This is a genomic window from Streptomyces sp. NPDC102462, from assembly GCF_044765425.1.
GTDB lineage: Bacteria > Actinomycetota > Actinomycetes > Streptomycetales > Streptomycetaceae > Streptomyces.
Genome location: NZ_JBIWKB010000066.1, coordinates 16,380 through 31,874, shown reverse-complemented (window position 1 = coordinate 31,874; position 15,495 = coordinate 16,380). Strand labels below are relative to the sequence as shown.

The 15,495-nt window shown below is 71.8% G+C and carries 12 protein-coding genes; 5 read left to right on the top strand and 7 right to left on the bottom strand.

What is annotated here, in order from left to right; all coding sequences use genetic code 11:
• The first annotated feature begins 295 nt into the window (after nucleotides 1–295).
• On the top strand, nucleotides 296–3,304 hold the full coding sequence (locus tag ACIRFL_RS36770; protein WP_404037785.1) for a family 16 glycoside hydrolase: 3,009 nt from the start codon (nucleotides 296–298) through the stop codon (nucleotides 3,302–3,304).
• An 89-nt stretch (nucleotides 3,305–3,393) separates the two neighbouring features.
• Here the strand turns inward: ACIRFL_RS36770 and ACIRFL_RS36765 are convergent, their stop codons facing one another.
• Both ACIRFL_RS36765 and ACIRFL_RS36760 read right to left on the bottom strand, forming a co-directional pair.
• Nucleotides 3,394–4,479, bottom strand: a complete 1,086-nt coding sequence (locus ACIRFL_RS36765) for a WD40/YVTN/BNR-like repeat-containing protein (RefSeq protein ID WP_404037845.1) — start codon at nucleotides 4,477–4,479, stop codon at nucleotides 3,394–3,396.
• Between the two features lie 310 nt (nucleotides 4,480–4,789).
• Nucleotides 4,790–6,451, bottom strand: coding sequence for an acyl-CoA dehydrogenase family protein (locus ACIRFL_RS36760; protein ID WP_404037782.1), 1,662 nt, complete (start codon nucleotides 6,449–6,451; stop codon nucleotides 4,790–4,792).
• Nucleotides 6,452–6,523: 72 nt separating this feature from the next.
• Here ACIRFL_RS36760 and ACIRFL_RS36755 point away from each other — a divergent pair, with 72 nt between their 5' ends.
• Nucleotides 6,524–7,297 carry a PaaX family transcriptional regulator C-terminal domain-containing protein gene (locus ACIRFL_RS36755; protein WP_404037779.1) on the top strand — a complete coding sequence of 258 codons (774 nt, stop codon included), beginning with the start codon at nucleotides 6,524–6,526 and terminating at the stop codon, nucleotides 7,295–7,297.
• Nucleotides 7,298–7,330: 33 nt separating this feature from the next.
• Here ACIRFL_RS36755 and ACIRFL_RS36750 read toward each other — a convergent pair whose 3' ends face one another.
• Both ACIRFL_RS36750 and ACIRFL_RS36745 read right to left on the bottom strand, forming a co-directional pair.
• Nucleotides 7,331–8,134: a pectate lyase gene (locus tag ACIRFL_RS36750; protein ID WP_404037776.1), complete on the bottom strand. Its 804-nt coding sequence runs from the start codon at nucleotides 8,132–8,134 to the stop codon at nucleotides 7,331–7,333.
• A gap of 349 nt (nucleotides 8,135–8,483) precedes the next feature.
• Nucleotides 8,484–9,563 (bottom strand): NADH:flavin oxidoreductase/NADH oxidase, encoded by a 1,080-nt coding sequence (locus ACIRFL_RS36745; protein WP_404037773.1) that lies wholly within the window; start codon nucleotides 9,561–9,563, stop codon nucleotides 8,484–8,486.
• 122 nt (nucleotides 9,564–9,685) lie between these two features.
• Between ACIRFL_RS36745 and ACIRFL_RS36740 the strand changes: the two genes are divergently transcribed.
• Nucleotides 9,686–10,042, top strand: a complete 357-nt coding sequence (locus ACIRFL_RS36740) for an ArsR/SmtB family transcription factor (protein ID WP_404037770.1) — start codon at nucleotides 9,686–9,688, stop codon at nucleotides 10,040–10,042.
• 100 nt (nucleotides 10,043–10,142) lie between these two features.
• On the opposite strand, the gene ACIRFL_RS36735 is transcribed toward ACIRFL_RS36740, so the two are convergent.
• Nucleotides 10,143–11,489 carry an FAD-dependent oxidoreductase gene (locus ACIRFL_RS36735; RefSeq protein ID WP_404037767.1) on the bottom strand — a complete coding sequence of 449 codons (1,347 nt, stop codon included), beginning with the start codon at nucleotides 11,487–11,489 and terminating at the stop codon, nucleotides 10,143–10,145.
• A 197-nt stretch (nucleotides 11,490–11,686) separates the two neighbouring features.
• Between ACIRFL_RS36735 and ACIRFL_RS36730 the strand changes: the two genes are divergently transcribed.
• On the top strand, nucleotides 11,687–12,145 hold the full coding sequence (locus ACIRFL_RS36730) for a DUF6214 family protein (RefSeq protein ID WP_404037842.1): 459 nt from the start codon (nucleotides 11,687–11,689) through the stop codon (nucleotides 12,143–12,145).
• Between the two features lie 243 nt (nucleotides 12,146–12,388).
• On the opposite strand, the gene ACIRFL_RS36725 is transcribed toward ACIRFL_RS36730, so the two are convergent.
• The gene (locus ACIRFL_RS36725) at nucleotides 12,389–13,042 is read right to left on the bottom strand and encodes a DUF305 domain-containing protein (RefSeq protein WP_404037764.1); all 654 of its coding nucleotides are present in this window, start codon (nucleotides 13,040–13,042) and stop codon (nucleotides 12,389–12,391) included.
• A gap of 203 nt (nucleotides 13,043–13,245) precedes the next feature.
• On the opposite strand from ACIRFL_RS36725, the gene ACIRFL_RS36720 reads away from it, so the two are divergent.
• Entirely contained in the window at nucleotides 13,246–14,751 is a 1,506-nt protein-coding gene (locus ACIRFL_RS36720) for an LVIVD repeat-containing protein (RefSeq protein WP_404037761.1), read from the top strand.
• Here the strand turns inward: ACIRFL_RS36720 and ACIRFL_RS36715 are convergent.
• Nucleotides 14,736–15,458, bottom strand: coding sequence for a TetR/AcrR family transcriptional regulator (locus ACIRFL_RS36715; protein ID WP_404037758.1), 723 nt, complete (start codon nucleotides 15,456–15,458; stop codon nucleotides 14,736–14,738). The two genes, ACIRFL_RS36720 and ACIRFL_RS36715, sit on opposite strands and share 16 nt — an antisense overlap.
• Between the last annotated feature and the right edge of the window lie 37 nt (nucleotides 15,459–15,495).

The window sequence follows — 15,495 nt, the reverse complement described above, 5'->3', positions numbered from 1 at the left end:
TGCGGCGAGACGGCCCGCACCACCGACTGCCGCTCGACGTGCCCGCAGATCACCACGCCACGACCCCGGCAGCGCCGCGGCCACTTTCCGCGACCGCGTCCCGAAGGTGTCCAACTGCGCTCCGGTGGCCGGACTTTGAACTCACTGATGACAAAGTATGGACGCACTCGGCAGAAGTCCCCTAACGTGACGGCCCAACCGTAGGCGTACCGACTCTTCGGCATCAGCACCCGCGTTTCCGTACAGCTAGACCGGAGTGCGATCCGGCGGCCTCCGGTCCCGTCCTGGAGGACCGATGCATCCACATCCGTTCCGCCGCGCCCGAAGACAGCTCACCACTTTGCTCATCGGCGGCTTCCTCGCAGGCGGGATAGCGGCCGCGCCCCCGTCCGCTGCCGCACCCGCCGACATCCCGCCCCAGGAACCCGGTGTCACCCTGCGCGTCTTCGACACCCAGGTACCGCTCACCAAGCTCTGCACGCTCAAGCCGGGCCAGACACCCAACCACGACAAGCTGATGCCGACCGTGGACTGGTCCTCGACCGACGACTTCGGCGGATTCGCCGACAACTTCTCGGCGCAGGCCTCCGGTTACCTCGTCATCCCCGCCGACGGGACGTACACCTTCCGTCTCACCAGCGACGACGGGTCACGGCTCACCATCGACGACCGTGAGGTCATCGACCACGACGGGCTGCACGCCGCCGAACCCAAGGACGGGGCCGCCGAACTCACCGCGGGCTCCCACCCGTTCCGCATCGACTACTTCGAGCGCACCGGCGGGCAGCAGCTCACGCTCGCCTGGAAGCCGCCGGGCGCCACCGACTTCACCGTGGTGCCGCGCGAGTCGCTGACCACCGACGCCGGGGTGGTACGGGTCACCGCGCCGGGCCGCAAGGAGTGCGAGTCGGGCGCGGACAGCCCCGGTGACGGACTGCCGCTCACCGACGTGCGCCCCGACCTCACCCTCACCGACCTGCGCCCGGACGGGTTCGAGCCGCAGGTCACCGGCATGGACTGGCTGCCCGACGGCCGGCTCGCGCTCAGCACGTGGGGCGGCTCGCAGAACCAGGCGGGCGAGGTGTACCTGCTCGACCATGTCACCGGGAAGACCAGCCGCGACAAGGTGACCGTCAAGAAGGTCGCGAGCGGGCTGCGCGAGCCGATGGGCATCAAGTACGTCGACGGCTCCCTGTATGTGTCGCAGAAGCACGAGCTGACCCAGCTCGTCGACACCGACCACGACTGGGTGACCGACAGGTACCGCACCGTGGCCACCTGGCCCTACGGCGGGAACTTCCACGAGTTCGCCTTCGGGCTGCTCTACCGCGACGGCTACTTCTATGTGAACCTGTCCGTCGCCATCAACTACGGCGGCGCGACCACCACCCCGCAGCCGGCCCCGGGCCGCGGCACCACGTACCGGATCAGCAAGAAGACAGGGAAGATCCATCCGATCGCGGGCGGTCTGCGCACGCCCAACGGGATCGGCTGGGGTCCGGGCGGCGGCATCTTCACCACCGACAACCAGGGGGGCTGGCTGCCGGCCAGCAAGCTCGTCCAGATCAAGCAGGACCGCTTCTTCAACCACTTCACCGAGCCGTCGGGCCCGTTCGACGACCGTCCCGTCACCCAGCCGGTGCTGTGGCTGCCGCAGAACGAGATCGCCAACTCGCCCAGCACTCCGCTGTACTTGACCAAGGGCCGGTTCGCCGGGCAGATGCTCTTCGGCGACGTCACCTACGGCGGGCTCCAGCGCGGCTATCTGGAGAAGGTGAAGGGTCAGTACCAGGGAGCCGTGTTCCGCTACACGCAGGGGCTCGAAGCCGGCGTCAACCGGATCACCCTTGGCCCCGACGGTGCGATCTACGCGGGCGGCCTGGGCGCCGACGGCAACTGGGGTCAGGAAGGCAAGCTGAAGTTCGGCCTGCAGAAACTGACGCCGAACGGCGGCAACGCCTTCGACATCAAGGAGATGCGGGCCGTGCCCGGCGGCTTCGACCTGGAGTACACCCAGCCGGTGTCCGAGGCCACCGCCGAGAAGCTGGCCTCCCGCTACCAGGCCGAGCAGTGGCGCTACACCCCGACATCCGACTACGGCGGGCCGAAGATCGCCGAGGAGCGGCTCACCGTCCGCTCGGCGGCGCTCGCCGCCGACGGGCGCACGGTCCGGCTGCGCCTCGACGGGCTGAGGCCCGGCCACGTCGTGCACGTGCGCTCGCCGCGCCCCTTCGCTTCCGCGTCCGGCGAGACGCTGTGGAGCACGGAGGCCTGGTACACGCTCAACGCGCTGCCGGGCAAGCAGCCGCCGCCCGCCACGCTGTACGAGGCCGAGGAGGCGCGCCTGACCGGCACGGCCGGCATCAACACCGACCACCCCGGGTACTCGGGCAGCGGCTTCGTCGACCGCTACGGCACCGAGGGCAAGGTCGCCACCACGTTCGACGTGACGGTCCCCAAGGCCGGCGAGTACGACGTGAACCTGCGCTACTCGAACGGCCCCAACCCGTTCCAGGGCACCAAGACCCTCTCCCTGTACGCCAATGGCCAGAAGCTACGCCAGACAGAGCTTCCCTCCACGGGCACCTGGGACGCCTGGTCGACCCGGACCGAACGGGTCAGCCTGCGCGCGGGCCACAACACCCTCGCGTACCGCTTCGACGCCGGAGACACCGGTCATGTCAACCTCGACCTGATCACCGTGCGTCCGCACGGCGCCGCGGTCACCCTCTTCGACGGCACCACCGCCTCCCAGGCGCAGTGGCAGCACACGGACGGGCGGCGCGTGGAGTGGCCGCTCGCCGCCGAGCAGTCGATGGAGGTGTGCTGCGGCGACATCCGCACGAAGGAGGCCTACCAGGACTTCAAGCTGCATGTGGAGTTCCGGGTTCCGTTGCTGCCGGACGATGTCACCGGCCAGAACCGCGGCAACAGCGGCGTCTACCTTCAGGACCGCTACGAGCTGCAGATCCTCGACTCGTACGGTGACACCACGCTCGACACCAACGAAGCCGGGGCGATCTACCTGAAGAAGGCCCCCGATGTGAACGCGGCGACGGCCCCGGAGACCTGGCAGACCTACGACATCACGTTCCGCGCGGCACGGTTCGACGACAGCGGCCGTAAGACCGCGGACGCGCGGGTGACGGTCGTGTGGAACGGCCAGAAGGTCCATGACGACGTCGCGATCGACGGGCCGACCGGCGCCGGTGCGCCGGAGGGGCCGTCGGCCGGTGCGATCCGTCTGCAGGACCACGGGAACACCGTGCGGTTCCGCAACCTCCGGGTGCAACCGCTGAGTTGACGCACCCACAGCACAGCCGCGCAGCGGCGGGGCGCGCCCGGGAGACCGCGGGCGCGCCCTTTCCCGCTCACCCTTCTTCGGCCGCGGCCTCAGGCGAGGACCGCGGCCCGTACACAGAGCACGTCCGGCAGATGGGACGCCAGCTGGTGCCAGCTGTCGCCGTCGTCGGCCGACGCGAACACCTCGCCGTTGCGGTTGCCGAAGTACACGCCCGCCGGGTCGCCGCCGTCGGTGCACAGCGCGTCCCGCAGCACCGTCCCGTAGTGGTCCTCCGACGGCAGGCCGGCCGTCAGCGGCTCCCAGCTCCCGCCCGCGTCCGCCGTGCGGAAGACCCGGCAGCGGCGGTCGGCGGGCACCCGGTCGGCGTCGGCGTTGATCGGGAAGACGTACGCGGTGCCTGCGCGGTGCGGGTGGGCCGCCACCGCGAAGCCGAAGGTGGACGGCAGCCCCTCGCCGATGTCCGTCCAGTGCGCGCCGGAGTCGTCGCTGCGGTACACACCCCAGTGGTTCTGCAGATACAGCCGGTCCGGGCTGCCCGCGTCCTGCGTGATCTTGTGGACGCACTGCCCGAACTCCGGGTCCGGATCCGGCAGGAACACCGCGGACACACCGGAGTTGGACGGGGCCCAGCTCGCACAGCCGTCCGTGGTGCGGAACACACCGGCCGTGGAGACCGCCACGGTCACCGCCTTCGGATCGCGCTGGTCGGTGACGACGGTGTGCAGTCCCTCACCGCCGCCGCCCGGCACCCACCGGCTCCGGGTGGGGTGCTCCCACAGGGGCCGGACCAGTTCGAAGCTCTCGCCGCGGTCCTCGGAGCGGTACAGCGCAGCCGGTTCCGTGCCCGCGTACACCACGTCCCCTTCCGCCGCCGCGGGGTGCAGTTGCCACACCCGCTCCAGCGAAGCCCCGGTGTCCTTGGGGAACCTGACGGCGGGCCTGGCGGGTTCGGTCCAACTGCGGCCGAGGTCGTCGGAGTGGAAGACGGACGGGCCCCAGTGGGAGCTGTCGCCGCCGGCGAGCAGGCGTGGGCTGCCGCCGCGGGTGTCGATGGCGACCGAGTAGATCGCCTGCGCGTTGAAGTAGGGGCTCTCGTCGAACTCCCAGGCGTTCTCCCGCCGTCGCCCGATGAACAGGCCCTTGCGGGTGCCCACGGCGAGCAGTACCTCGGTCATGCCGATCACCTCCGGGGTGTCGTCGCACAGCTGGTCCTCAGACACCGGCCAGTGTGCACCCCACCACTGACAGCCACCCTAACCCCACAATCACCGCACGTCAGGGCGGTGCCGTCGGCTGTCCGTAGGAACATCCGAGGCGGTTTCCGGCCAGTGACCCCGGGCGACGGGCCGGTCCCCGCACGCGCCGCCCACGGTCTTCGGCCGAGCGAGGAGGCCCTGCGTGGAGGTCCGCGGCCCGGCCCCCGAGCGCGACGGGTCTCTCGGGGCCGGGCCGCCGGACGGGGCGGTGGGCCCAGGCGCCGCGTGGTCAGGCTCCGTCGGGCAGCGCGCGGTCCAGGATGGTGTTCAGGGCGGCCCCGGCGGGCAGTGTGCCGAACGCATGCCCCCAGTCCCCGCCCAGCCGGGACGCGCAGAAGGCGTCGGCGATCGCGGCCGGGGCGTGCCGGACCAGCAGGGACGCCTGGAGCGCCAGGGCCATCGCCTCGACCAGCCGGCGCGCCCCCACCTGGTCGGTCTCGGCCAGCCGGTCCTTGAGCCGGGCGACGGCCGCGTCCAGCCGGGCGTCCGCCCCGCGCGCCAGGGCCAGCTCGGCGAACAGGGCGTCCGCCGCGCCCGGCTCCCGGCCGAGTGCCCGCAGCACGTCCAGCGCGTTGACGTTCCCCGAGCCCTCCCAGATCGACAGCAGCGGTGCCTCCCGGTAGTGCCGCGGCATGCCCGACTCCTCCACATAGCCGTTGCCGCCCAGGCACTCCAGGGCCTCCGCCGTGAAGGCAGGGCCCCGCTTGGTGACCCAGTACTTGCCGACGGCGGTCGCGATCCGCCGGAGCGCCCGCTCCCCTTCGTCCCCGCGCACCGCGCGGTCCGCCGCACCGGCCAGCCGCAGCGTGAGCGTCGTGGCCGCCTCCGACTCCAGCGCGAGATCGGCGAGGACGTTGCGCATCAGCGGCTGGTCGAGCAGCCGCGCACCGAACGCGCTGCGATGGCGCGCATGGTGCCCCGCCTCGACGAGGGTCTTGCGCATCAGGGTGGCCGACGACATCACGCAGTCCAGGCGGGTGCAGTTGACCATCTCGATGATCGTCTTGACGCCCCGGCCCTCCGGGCCGACCAGCCAGGCCACGGTCGCGTCGAACTCCGGCTCGGAGGAGGCGTTGGAGCGGTTGCCCAGCTTGTCCTTCAGCCGCTGGATGCGGAATGTGTTGCGGCTGCCGTCCGGCAGCACGCGCGGCACCAGGAAGCAGGACAGACCGCCCGGGGCCTGGGCCAGCACCAGGAAGACGTCGCACATCGGCGCCGACGTGAACCACTTGTGCCCGCGCAGCGTGTACACGCCGGGCTCGGCGGTGGGGGTGGCCGCGGTGGTGTTGGTCCGGACGTCGGAGCCGCCCTGCTTCTCGGTCATGCCCATCCCGGCCAGCAGGCCGGGCTTCTCGGTGGGCACCCGCAGCACCGGGTCGTACTCCCGGCCGGTCAGCAGCGGTTCGTACACCTTGGCGAGGTCCGGCTGGGCGCGCAGCGCGGGGACGGCCGCGTACGTCATCGACGTCGGGCAGCCGTGTCCGGCCTCCGTGTGCCCCCACACCAGTCCGCCGGCCGTGCGGGCGACGTGCGCTCCGGGCCGGGCGTCGGCCCAGGGCGCGCCCGCGAGGCCCGCGCCGACCGCGACCCGCATCAGATGGTGCCAGGCGGGGTGGAACTCGACCTCGTCGATCCGGTTGCCGTACCGGTCGTGGGTGCGCAGCAGGGGCTCGTGCCGGTTGGCCAGTTCGCCCCACTCCTGCGCCTCGGCGCTGCCGGCCCGCCGGCCGAGGCGCCGGACCTCCTCCTCGGCCCAGCCCGCACCCTCCCGGCGCAGGCCCTCCAGCAGGGCCGGGTCCGCGGACGCGTCGTACGGGGCCGACGGAGGCGCCTGGTTGGTGACGTCATGAGTGGCGTGCGGCGGCTGCGCGGGAGCGGGTGTCGAGACCATACGGTCCATGTTGCACTTGGTCTGCGGCTGTAGCAATGTTGCAACAGGAAGTGGCCCGTACAGTACGTGCCCATGCGGATGAACACGCCGGTGCAGCCCGGCGAGCCGGACCTGAGGCCGCTGTCCGCCCGGTCGGTGGTACTGAGCCTGCTGCTCGGCGCCCATCCGCCGCGGCTGCCGGTCAAGGACCTCGTGCGGCTGGTCGAGCCCTTCGGGGTCGGCGGCTCCACCCTGCGGGCGGCGCTCAGCCGGATGGTGAGCGCCGGCGACCTGCGGCGCACGGACACCGTCTACGGCCTCAGCGACCGGCTGCTGGCCCGTCAGCGCCGTCAGGACGACGCGCTGCGTCCCGGCACGCACGCGTGGGACGGCGACTGGGAGATGGTGGTGATCAGGGCGACCGGCCGCGGCCCCGCCGAACGCGCCGACCTGCGCGCCCGGTTGACCGCCCTGCGGCTGGCGGAACTCCGCGAGGGCGTATGGCTGCGGCCGGCGAACCTCGACCGCCCGCCGCCGGACGACCTGGAGCGGGTGGCCCAGCACTACACCGCCCGACCTCGGCGCCCGCCGCGCGAGCTGGTCGCCCTCCTGTGGCCGCTGGACGCCTGGGCCGCCACCGGCCGCGCCCTGCTCGCCCATGTGGCCCGCGCGGACCGTCCCGCCGACCGCCTCACCGGCTACGCCGCGGTCGTACGCCACCTCCTCACCGACCCCGTGCTGCCGCCCGCCCTGCTGCCCGCCGACTGGCCGGGCACCGCGCTGCGCACCGCGTACGCGGACTTCCAGCAGGAACTGACCGGAGCGGTGAGCGGCCTGGACGGCGCCGGGGGCCGCCACCCGCGGTGACGGCCCCCGGCGCTCTCTCCCGGTCCGGCGGGCTCACCTGTAGGTGATGTCGGACGACGCGTACTTGCAGTAGGTGCCGTCGGCGCCGGAGCCGTTCGTGGTCGGTTCCTTGCCGGTGTTGTTCCCGATGTACTTCTGGCAGGGGATGATCTTCTTGCTGGAGTCCCCGACGATGGTGATCCGCTTCAGGGTCGCGCTGTCGCCGTAGTTGGTGTTGATGCCGACGAGCCGGCTCCCCTTGTAGGTCGCCTCGACGGAGTCGATGCTGATCGTCCGCTTGTACTGGGTCCGGCAGTTGCCGCAGGAGCGGACGAAGGTGCCGAAGTTCTGCACCGCGAAGCCCGAGACGTTCAGCGTGCCGGCGCCGTTGAACTGGAACACCTTGTCGCTCGCCTCCTTCGCGCCGCCGCCGGAGACCGTGTACACGTTGGACGACGAGGAGCCGAGGAACGTGGCCGCGTCCTCGCCGACGTCCTCCCACCAGACGTTCTGCAGCGTGCAGCTGCCCAGGCAGTGGATGCCGTCCGCGGCGGGGGAGCCGATGACGACGTTCTTCAGGACGGTTCCGGGTGCCAGTTCGAGGATGGGGTCCTGGTCCTCGTTCTGACCGCCGGTGCCCAGGTCCCCGGTGCCGTACAGGCGCAGCATCCCGTAGTCCTTGGTGCCGGAGACCGAGATGGTGGCGGAGACGCCCTGGCTGCCGCTGGGCGTCGGCCAGGTGGCCGCGCTCGCCGCCGTGCCGTCAGTCATGATCATGCCAAGCGAAAGACCGAGGGCGGCGAGACCGCCCGTCAGGGCGCGCCCGGTGGTCGCGCGTGACCGTGCTCGTAAGGTCATGTCCCGTATGCCTTCTTCCGGGTGGGGGAGTATGGCCGGCAAGCCGTATATGTGAACGGCGTGCATCATATGGAACGCTCTTTGCGGGCGGGTGACCGTATGGGGCCAATGTCGCCACCGCACGGTCACACTGCTGAACGGACCGTAGGGTGCAAGCGCTTTCTAGTCAACGCCTCGCGCGAAATCCTTCCGGCCATGTCGGCGGTCACACGGGAGCGCTCCCATGAAAGTCGTGACCGACCTGCGGCCCGCGACCCGGGCGCCGGGTGCGGGCCGAGCGGCACGTCGGGGAGCGGTCACGCTCGGCCCGCGCGAACGAGGCGGGCCGGCGTGGGACGCGCCGCCGTGCTCAGACCGAACGGTGGTACTGGTCCGGCACCCGCACCGCGGCGCCCAGCTGCCGCGCGGCGTGCCGCGCCCAGGACGGGTTGCGCAGCAGTTCGCGGCCCAGCAGCACCGCGTCCGCCTCGTCGTTGGCGACGATCTTCGCCGCCTGCTCGGCGTCGGTGATCAGGCCGACCGCGGCCACCGGCAGCGGCGTCTCGGCCTTCACGCGCGCGGCGAAGGGCACCTGGTAACCGGGGCCGGTGGGGATGCGGACGCCGGACGCGTTGCCGCCGGTGGACACGTCGAGCAGATCGACGCCGTGGGCGTGCAGCTCGCCGGCGAAGCGGACCGTGTCGTCCGCGGTCCAGCCGCCGTCCTCCAGCCAGTCCGTCGCGGAGATGCGGAAGAACAGCGGCTTGTCGTCCGGCCACACCGCGCGCACCGCGTCGACGACTTCGAGGGCGAAGCGGGTCCGGTTCGCGTACGAGCCGCCGTACGCGTCGGTGCGGTGGTTCGAGTGCGGCGAAAGGAACTCGTTGATCAGGTAGCCGTGTGCGCCGTGGATCTCGGCGACCTCGAAGCCCGCGGCGAGCGCGCGCCCGGCCGCCGCCACGAACTGGTCCACGACCTCGGCGATCTGATCGACCGTCAGCTCATGGGGCACCGGATGGCCGGCGCCGAAGGGGACCGGGCTCGGACCGATCGGCTGCCAGCCGTGCGCCTCGGGTCCGACGGGTGCGCCGCCCTTCCACGGCCGGTCGGTCGAGGACTTCCGGCCGCCGTGCGCGAGCTGGATCCCGGGCACCGTGCCCTGGCCCACGAGGAAGCGTGTGATCCGGCGGAACGCGGCCACCTGGGTGTCGTTCCAGATGCCGACGTCGTACGGCGAGATCCGGCCCTCGGGCGAGACCGCGGTGGCCTCGGTGAGGATCAGGCCGGTGCCGCCGGTCGCCCGCGCCGCGTAGTGCGCGAAGTGCCAGTCACCCGGCGCGCCCTGCGCGGGGCCCTCCGGCTCGGCGGAGTACTGGCACATCGGCGCCATCCAGACCCGGTTGGCCATGGTCGTTTCGCGCAGGGTGATGGGCTCGAAGAGGGCACTCACGGCGGACTCCAATCGTCGTCACGAGGTCGGTCGTCCTTCGTACGATAGACGTCGTAGTACGGGGAATGTCAAACTACGATGACTCTCGTACAATGAGGGATCGACGACGAAGGTGAGCCGCCGTGACCAGTACCTCCGTGACCAGCCGCGAGCTGGAGCACCCCGGGCGTGACGAGATCCGTCTGGAGGGTGTGCTGCACGCGCTCTCCGATCCGCTGCGGCTGCAGATCGTGCGCGAACTCGCCGCCGAGGGCGATGAGATGTCCTGTTCGCAGTTCGACCTGCCGGTCACCAAGTCGACCACCACACACCACTTCCGGGTGCTGCGCGAGTCGGGGGTGATCCGGCAGGTCTACCGGGGCACGGCCAAGATGAACGGCCTGCGCACGGTCGACCTGGACGATCTCTTCCCGGGGCTGCTCGACAGCCTTCTCGCCGCCGCAGCCCGGCAGGCCGCCCGGCTCGGCGCCGACGGCTGAACCGGCCGTCGCGGGCAGGCTGTTCCGTGCGGTTCGGTCCGGCTCCGTCCGTCACCGTCCGGAACCAGCCGGGGAACACCCGGTCATGGACGTTCGGCGGCTAAGGGGCCGCCGTGCGGGCCGCCGCCAGGAGCGAGTCCCAGTCGGCCAGCTTGACCACGCGTCGGCCGAGCCGCGCCCCCAGTGCCGCCTCGGCCCGCTCGATCGCCCGCCAGCCAGCCCATTCGACCGGCTCGATCCCCTCGGCCCGCAGCGCCCGCGCGGGATCACCCGGCACCTCCCGGCACAGCAGCGCGGGCGCGTCCGCGAGCAGGGCGGCGACCGTCTCCTTGGCGCACGGACGGTTGGTGCCGATGACACCCGTCGGGCCGCGCTTGATCCACCCCGCCACGTACTCACCGGGACTCGCCACGCCGTCGCGCAGCACGCGGCCCCGCTCGTTGGGCACCGTGCCGTCGGCCGCGTCGAACGGCAGCCCCGCGAGCGGCACCCCGCGATAGCCGACCGACCGCAGCACCAACTGGGCCTCGACGGTCTCGAACCGGCCGGTCCCCGTCACCCCGCCACGGCCGTCCGGCGCCGTACGCTCGAAGCGGACCGCGGCCACCCGCCCGCCGTCGCCGAGCAGTTCCACCGGGCGCAGGAAGAAGCGCAGCGCGATCCGGCGCGGCGCGCCGCCGGGCTCCCGCGCCGCCCAGTCGCGCAGCACCTCCAGATTGCGGCGCCGCGGGGCGGGCAGCCCGGACGGGTCCGCGTACGCCGGGTCCATGGCCAGCTCGGCGGGGTCCACGCCGACATCGGTGCCGGGCAGCCCGCCCAGCTCGCGCAGCTCCTTCGTGGTGAAACGCGCCTGCGAGGGCCCGCGTCTGCCGGCCATCACGACCTCGGACACCCGGCTCGCCGCCAGCGCGGTCAGCGCGTCCTGCGGCATGTCGGTCGGGCTCAGCTCCGCCGCGGCGCGGACCAGCATCCGCGTGACGTCCACCGCGACATTGCCGACGCCGATGACCACGGCCGACCGGGCGTCCCGCAGGAAGCCGGCGTCGGCGGCGTCCGGGTGCGCGCTGTACCAGGCCACGAACTCGGTGGCCGACCAGCTGCCGGGCAGGTTCTCGCCCGGAATGCCGAGGTGCCGGTCGGCGGCGGCGCCCACGCAGTACACGACCGCGTGGTACAGCCCGCGCAGCCGCGCCACGTCCGGCCCGCCGGGGCCGCCGACCCGGACACCGCCCAGGAACCGCACCCGGTCCTCCTCCAGGACCGCCCGCAGGTTCTGCTGCAGCGACTTGATCTTCTCGTGGTCCGGGGCCACGCCGTAGCGCACCAGCCCGTACGGGCACGGCAGCCGGTCCAGGACGTCCACGAGCACGTCGGGATCCTGCTGGACCAGGCTCTGGGCGGTGTAGCACCCGCTCGGCCCGGAACCGACGACGGCGACACGCAACACGGCGGACTCCTAACCCCGACAGGCGCAGGGGCGCTGGTGGCTCCAGCATCGCACCGCCCAGGGCCCGCTGACAGGGTCCGCCGGGGTGACGGGCGTGCGTGTCTGTTGCCGCCGGGATGTGATCATGCGGTTACTTTGCGTGTGTGCTTGAAGCATCCTTTCTTGATCTTTCCGACCGTTGCCCGGCGGACGGCACGGTGTCGGTGGGGCCCGCGTGGGAGGTACGGGAGGACGGGAGCGCCGCGTCGTGGTTCACCGTGCGGCTGGCGTTCGCCGACGGCGCCCGGATCGACGTGCTCGCCGTGGTCTGCGAGGGATGCGTCTTCTTCGAGGACGTCCGTGCCAGGCCCGCGCTGTCCCCGGACGACCTGACGGTGCTGGCCGACTGGATCGAGGAGCCGCTGCTGCGGGCGTGCGGCCTCGGCGCGGAGCCGGGCGGCGAGGGCGGGGCGGCGGCCCGGGCCCGCCCGGCCTGGCCGCGCGGCGACGAGGGACGCCGGCAGGTCGCGCGCGCCTACCAGGCCGCCCAGGAGGAGGGCGCGGACCCCGTCCTCGCGGTGATGTCCGCGACCGGGTACGGGCGCCGCAAGTCGCTCGTCCTGATCGCGCAGGCCCGCGACGCGGGCCTCCTCCCCCCACGCCACGCACGCCGCTGACCACGGCCTACCGGACAAGGCCGAGCCGACCCGACTACCGGCGGGCCCCATGCCGGCCTGCCGGCCGGGGCCCGCCCAGGCTGAGCGTGGGCCGGTCCCGCGTCACGCGGGGCGTCGATCCGACCTGACGCGTGACGCGGCCCCGCGCCGGCCCCGCGTCATGTGGGGCACCGACCTGTGTATCGGGCCCACCTCGCACGCATGGCGTCGGACCGGTCGGCGCGCCGGAGGCGTTCGGCGGCCTCAGCTCATGTCTCGCATGCGGGCGATCTCGCTGGTCTGCTGGGCGACCACGTCGTCGGCCATCTCCTCGATGCGGATGTTGTTGCCCTGCGCCTTGACGTCGGTCGCCATGGTGAGCGCGCCCTCGTGATGGGTGATCATCAGCGTCAGGAACAACTCGTCGAACGCCGCGCCGCGTGCCGCGCGCAGCTTCTTCAGCTGCGCCTCGCTCGCCATCCCCGGCATCGCGGCGTGGTCGTGCCCCTCGGGCCGCTCGTCCTTGCCGTACGACGTCAGCCAGTCCCGCATGGCGGCGATCTCCGGGCCCTGGGCCGCGGCGATCCGCTCGGCCAGCCGCTTGACCTTCGACGACGCGGCGCGGTCCGGGACGAGTTCGGTCATCTCCAGGGCCTGGGCGTGATGCCGGATCATCATCCGCGCGTAGTCGACGTCCGCCGAGTTGGGGGAGTCGTCCTCGGCGCGCTGCTCGGCGGCGTCCGCGGCGGACAGGGTGCGGTTCTGCTCGCCCGGTTTACCCGGCACGATCACCGAAGGCCCGCTCGACGCGGGCGACTTGGCGTCCGAACCGGATTCGCAGCCGGTGAGCCCGAGCACGGTGAGCGCGGCCAGCGAGGCCGCGGCGAGGGACGCTAGGGACGCTCGGCGGTGGGGCACGACGACCTCCTGTGGCAGGTGGGGTGGGTGATGACTGGCCGGCACGCGGTGAGTGCCGATGAACGTCCTAGCACGCTTCGGCGGCCGACTGATCAAAAACCTTCGTTACGAGTGCGTTGCCCACTGTTGATCTGTGCATGATGAAGACGATACTTCGAGGGTGCGTGACCCGTTCCGACGTGAACGGAACCAGGGAGGAAACAGTGAACCTGTTGAACGAAGCCCGAACGCGGCGCAGACACCTGGGTGTTGCCGCCGTGGCCGCGGGGCTCCTCGCGGCGCTGCTGACGGCCCATCCGGCCGTCGCGACCCCCGACCCGGGGGACGGCACGGCCGCGCGGGACGATGTGTCCGCGAGCGCCCGGGCCGAGGTGCGCGACGCCATCGCGAGCGGTGAGATACCCGGCCAGGACGAGGTCGTCCACTCCGCCAACATCCAGCACCTGACCAACATCCCCAAGGACGCGCTCCCGGGGACGAACTCGGACCTCGCCTTCCAGGGCAGGTACGCCTTCGCCGGCAACTACGACGGCTTCCGCGTCTTCGACATCAGCAATCCGAAGGCGCCGAAGACGGTCGCCCAGGTGCTGTGTCCGGGCTCGCAGAACGACGTCTCCGTCTCCGGCAACCTGCTCTTCCTGTCCACCGACTCCTCGCGCAGCGACAGCAGTTGCAACAGCACCACCCAGCCCGCGACCGAGAAGTCCTCGTGGGAGGGCATGAAGGTCTTCGACATCAGCGACAAGAAGAACCCGAAGTACGTCGCGGCCGTCGAGACCGCCTGCGGCTCGCACACCCACTCGCTGGTGCCCGAACGCAAGAACGTCTACATCTACGTCTCCTCGTACTCGCCGAGCGCCACCTACCCCGACTGCCAGCCGCCGCACGACGGCATCTCCGTCATCAAGGTGCCGCGCAGCCACCCGGAGAAGGCGGCGGTCATCGACTTCCCGGTGCTCTTCCCGGGTGAAGGGCCCGACGGCGGCGGCAACCCGGGCGCACCCACCAACCCGGGCGTGTCCAAGACCACCGGCTGCCACGACATCACGGTCCTGCCCTCCAAGGACCTGGCGGCCGGCGCCTGCATGGGCGACGGCATCCTGCTGTCGATCAAGGACCCGGAGCACCCGAAGGTCATCGACCGGGTCCAGGACAACGTGAACTTCGCGTTCTGGCACTCGGCGACCTTCAACCAGAAGGCCGACAAGGTGGTGTTCACCGACGAGTTGGGCGGCGGCGGCGCGGCCACCTGCAACGCGGCCATCGGTCCCAACCGCGGCGCGGACGGCATCTACGACATCGTCGGCAAGGGCGACCACCGCAAGCTGGTCTTCCGCAGCTACTACAAGATCCCGCGCCACCAGGCGGACACCGAGAACTGCGTCGCCCACAACGGCTCGCTGATCCCGGTCAAGGGCAGGGACATCATGGTCCAGGCCTGGTACCAGGGCGGCGTCTCCGTCTGGGACTTCACCAACTCCTCGAAGCCGAAGGAGATCGGCTACTTCGAGCGCGGCCCGCTCACCACCGACCAGCTCGTGGTCGGCGGCTCCTGGTCGGCGTACTACTACAACGGCTACATCTACTCGAACGACATCGCCAAGGGCTTCGACGTCCTGAAGCTCAGCGACCGGCGCACGGATCCGGCGGCCCGGATCCGGCTGGACGAACTCAACGTCCAGACGCAGCCGGACTACTTCGACCGCTGAGCCGGATCCGGTAGACCGGGCCGGCCCGACTCCTCGGGCCGGCCCGCCGGTTCGTCGCCGGTGGCGAAGAACCGCGACAGATCCGAGGCACACCTGCCGTCCGGCGCCGCCGCGGCGTTTGGCGGGACACCCATCTCCCAGTCGAGCCGGTAGCGCTCGAACAACTCGGCCCGCAGCACCGGGACCGGCATCGGCACGCCCGGCACCAGCGCCGCGTACACCGCGCCCATCAGCAGCGCGCGCAGCATGGGGTAGTCGGCGGTGACGTCATGGGAGCCGTACCGGCTCACGGTGTCGCTCAGCAGCTCCGACAGGCGCCGCTGCTCGGGGCACTGGACGAACCCCTCGGCCTGCAAAAGCCCGGCCATGTGCTGGCGCATCAGGACGGGCCGGTCGTGCGCCAGCCCCAGGATCGCGTCGATGGCCCTCGCCAGTCGCTCCCGGCCGTCCTCGGTGTGCGGCTCGCGCTCCAGCGCCTCCTCCAGCGTGCGGTGCATCAACCGGTGCACGGCGGACTGCACGAGCTGGCGCTTGCCGGGGAAGTAGTACGACACCAGCCCGCGGGCCGAGCCCGCCCGGTCCGCGATGGCACCGAGAGTCGTCGCCTCGAACCCGTGCTCGCCCACCAGCTCGACCGCGGCCTGCAGAAGCCGCTCGCGCGAACGCCGCCGCAACTCTTCATTGACCGAGGCGCTGCGCGGGGACATGCTGTAACTCCTGCGTTGACTGGCTGCCAGCCAACTA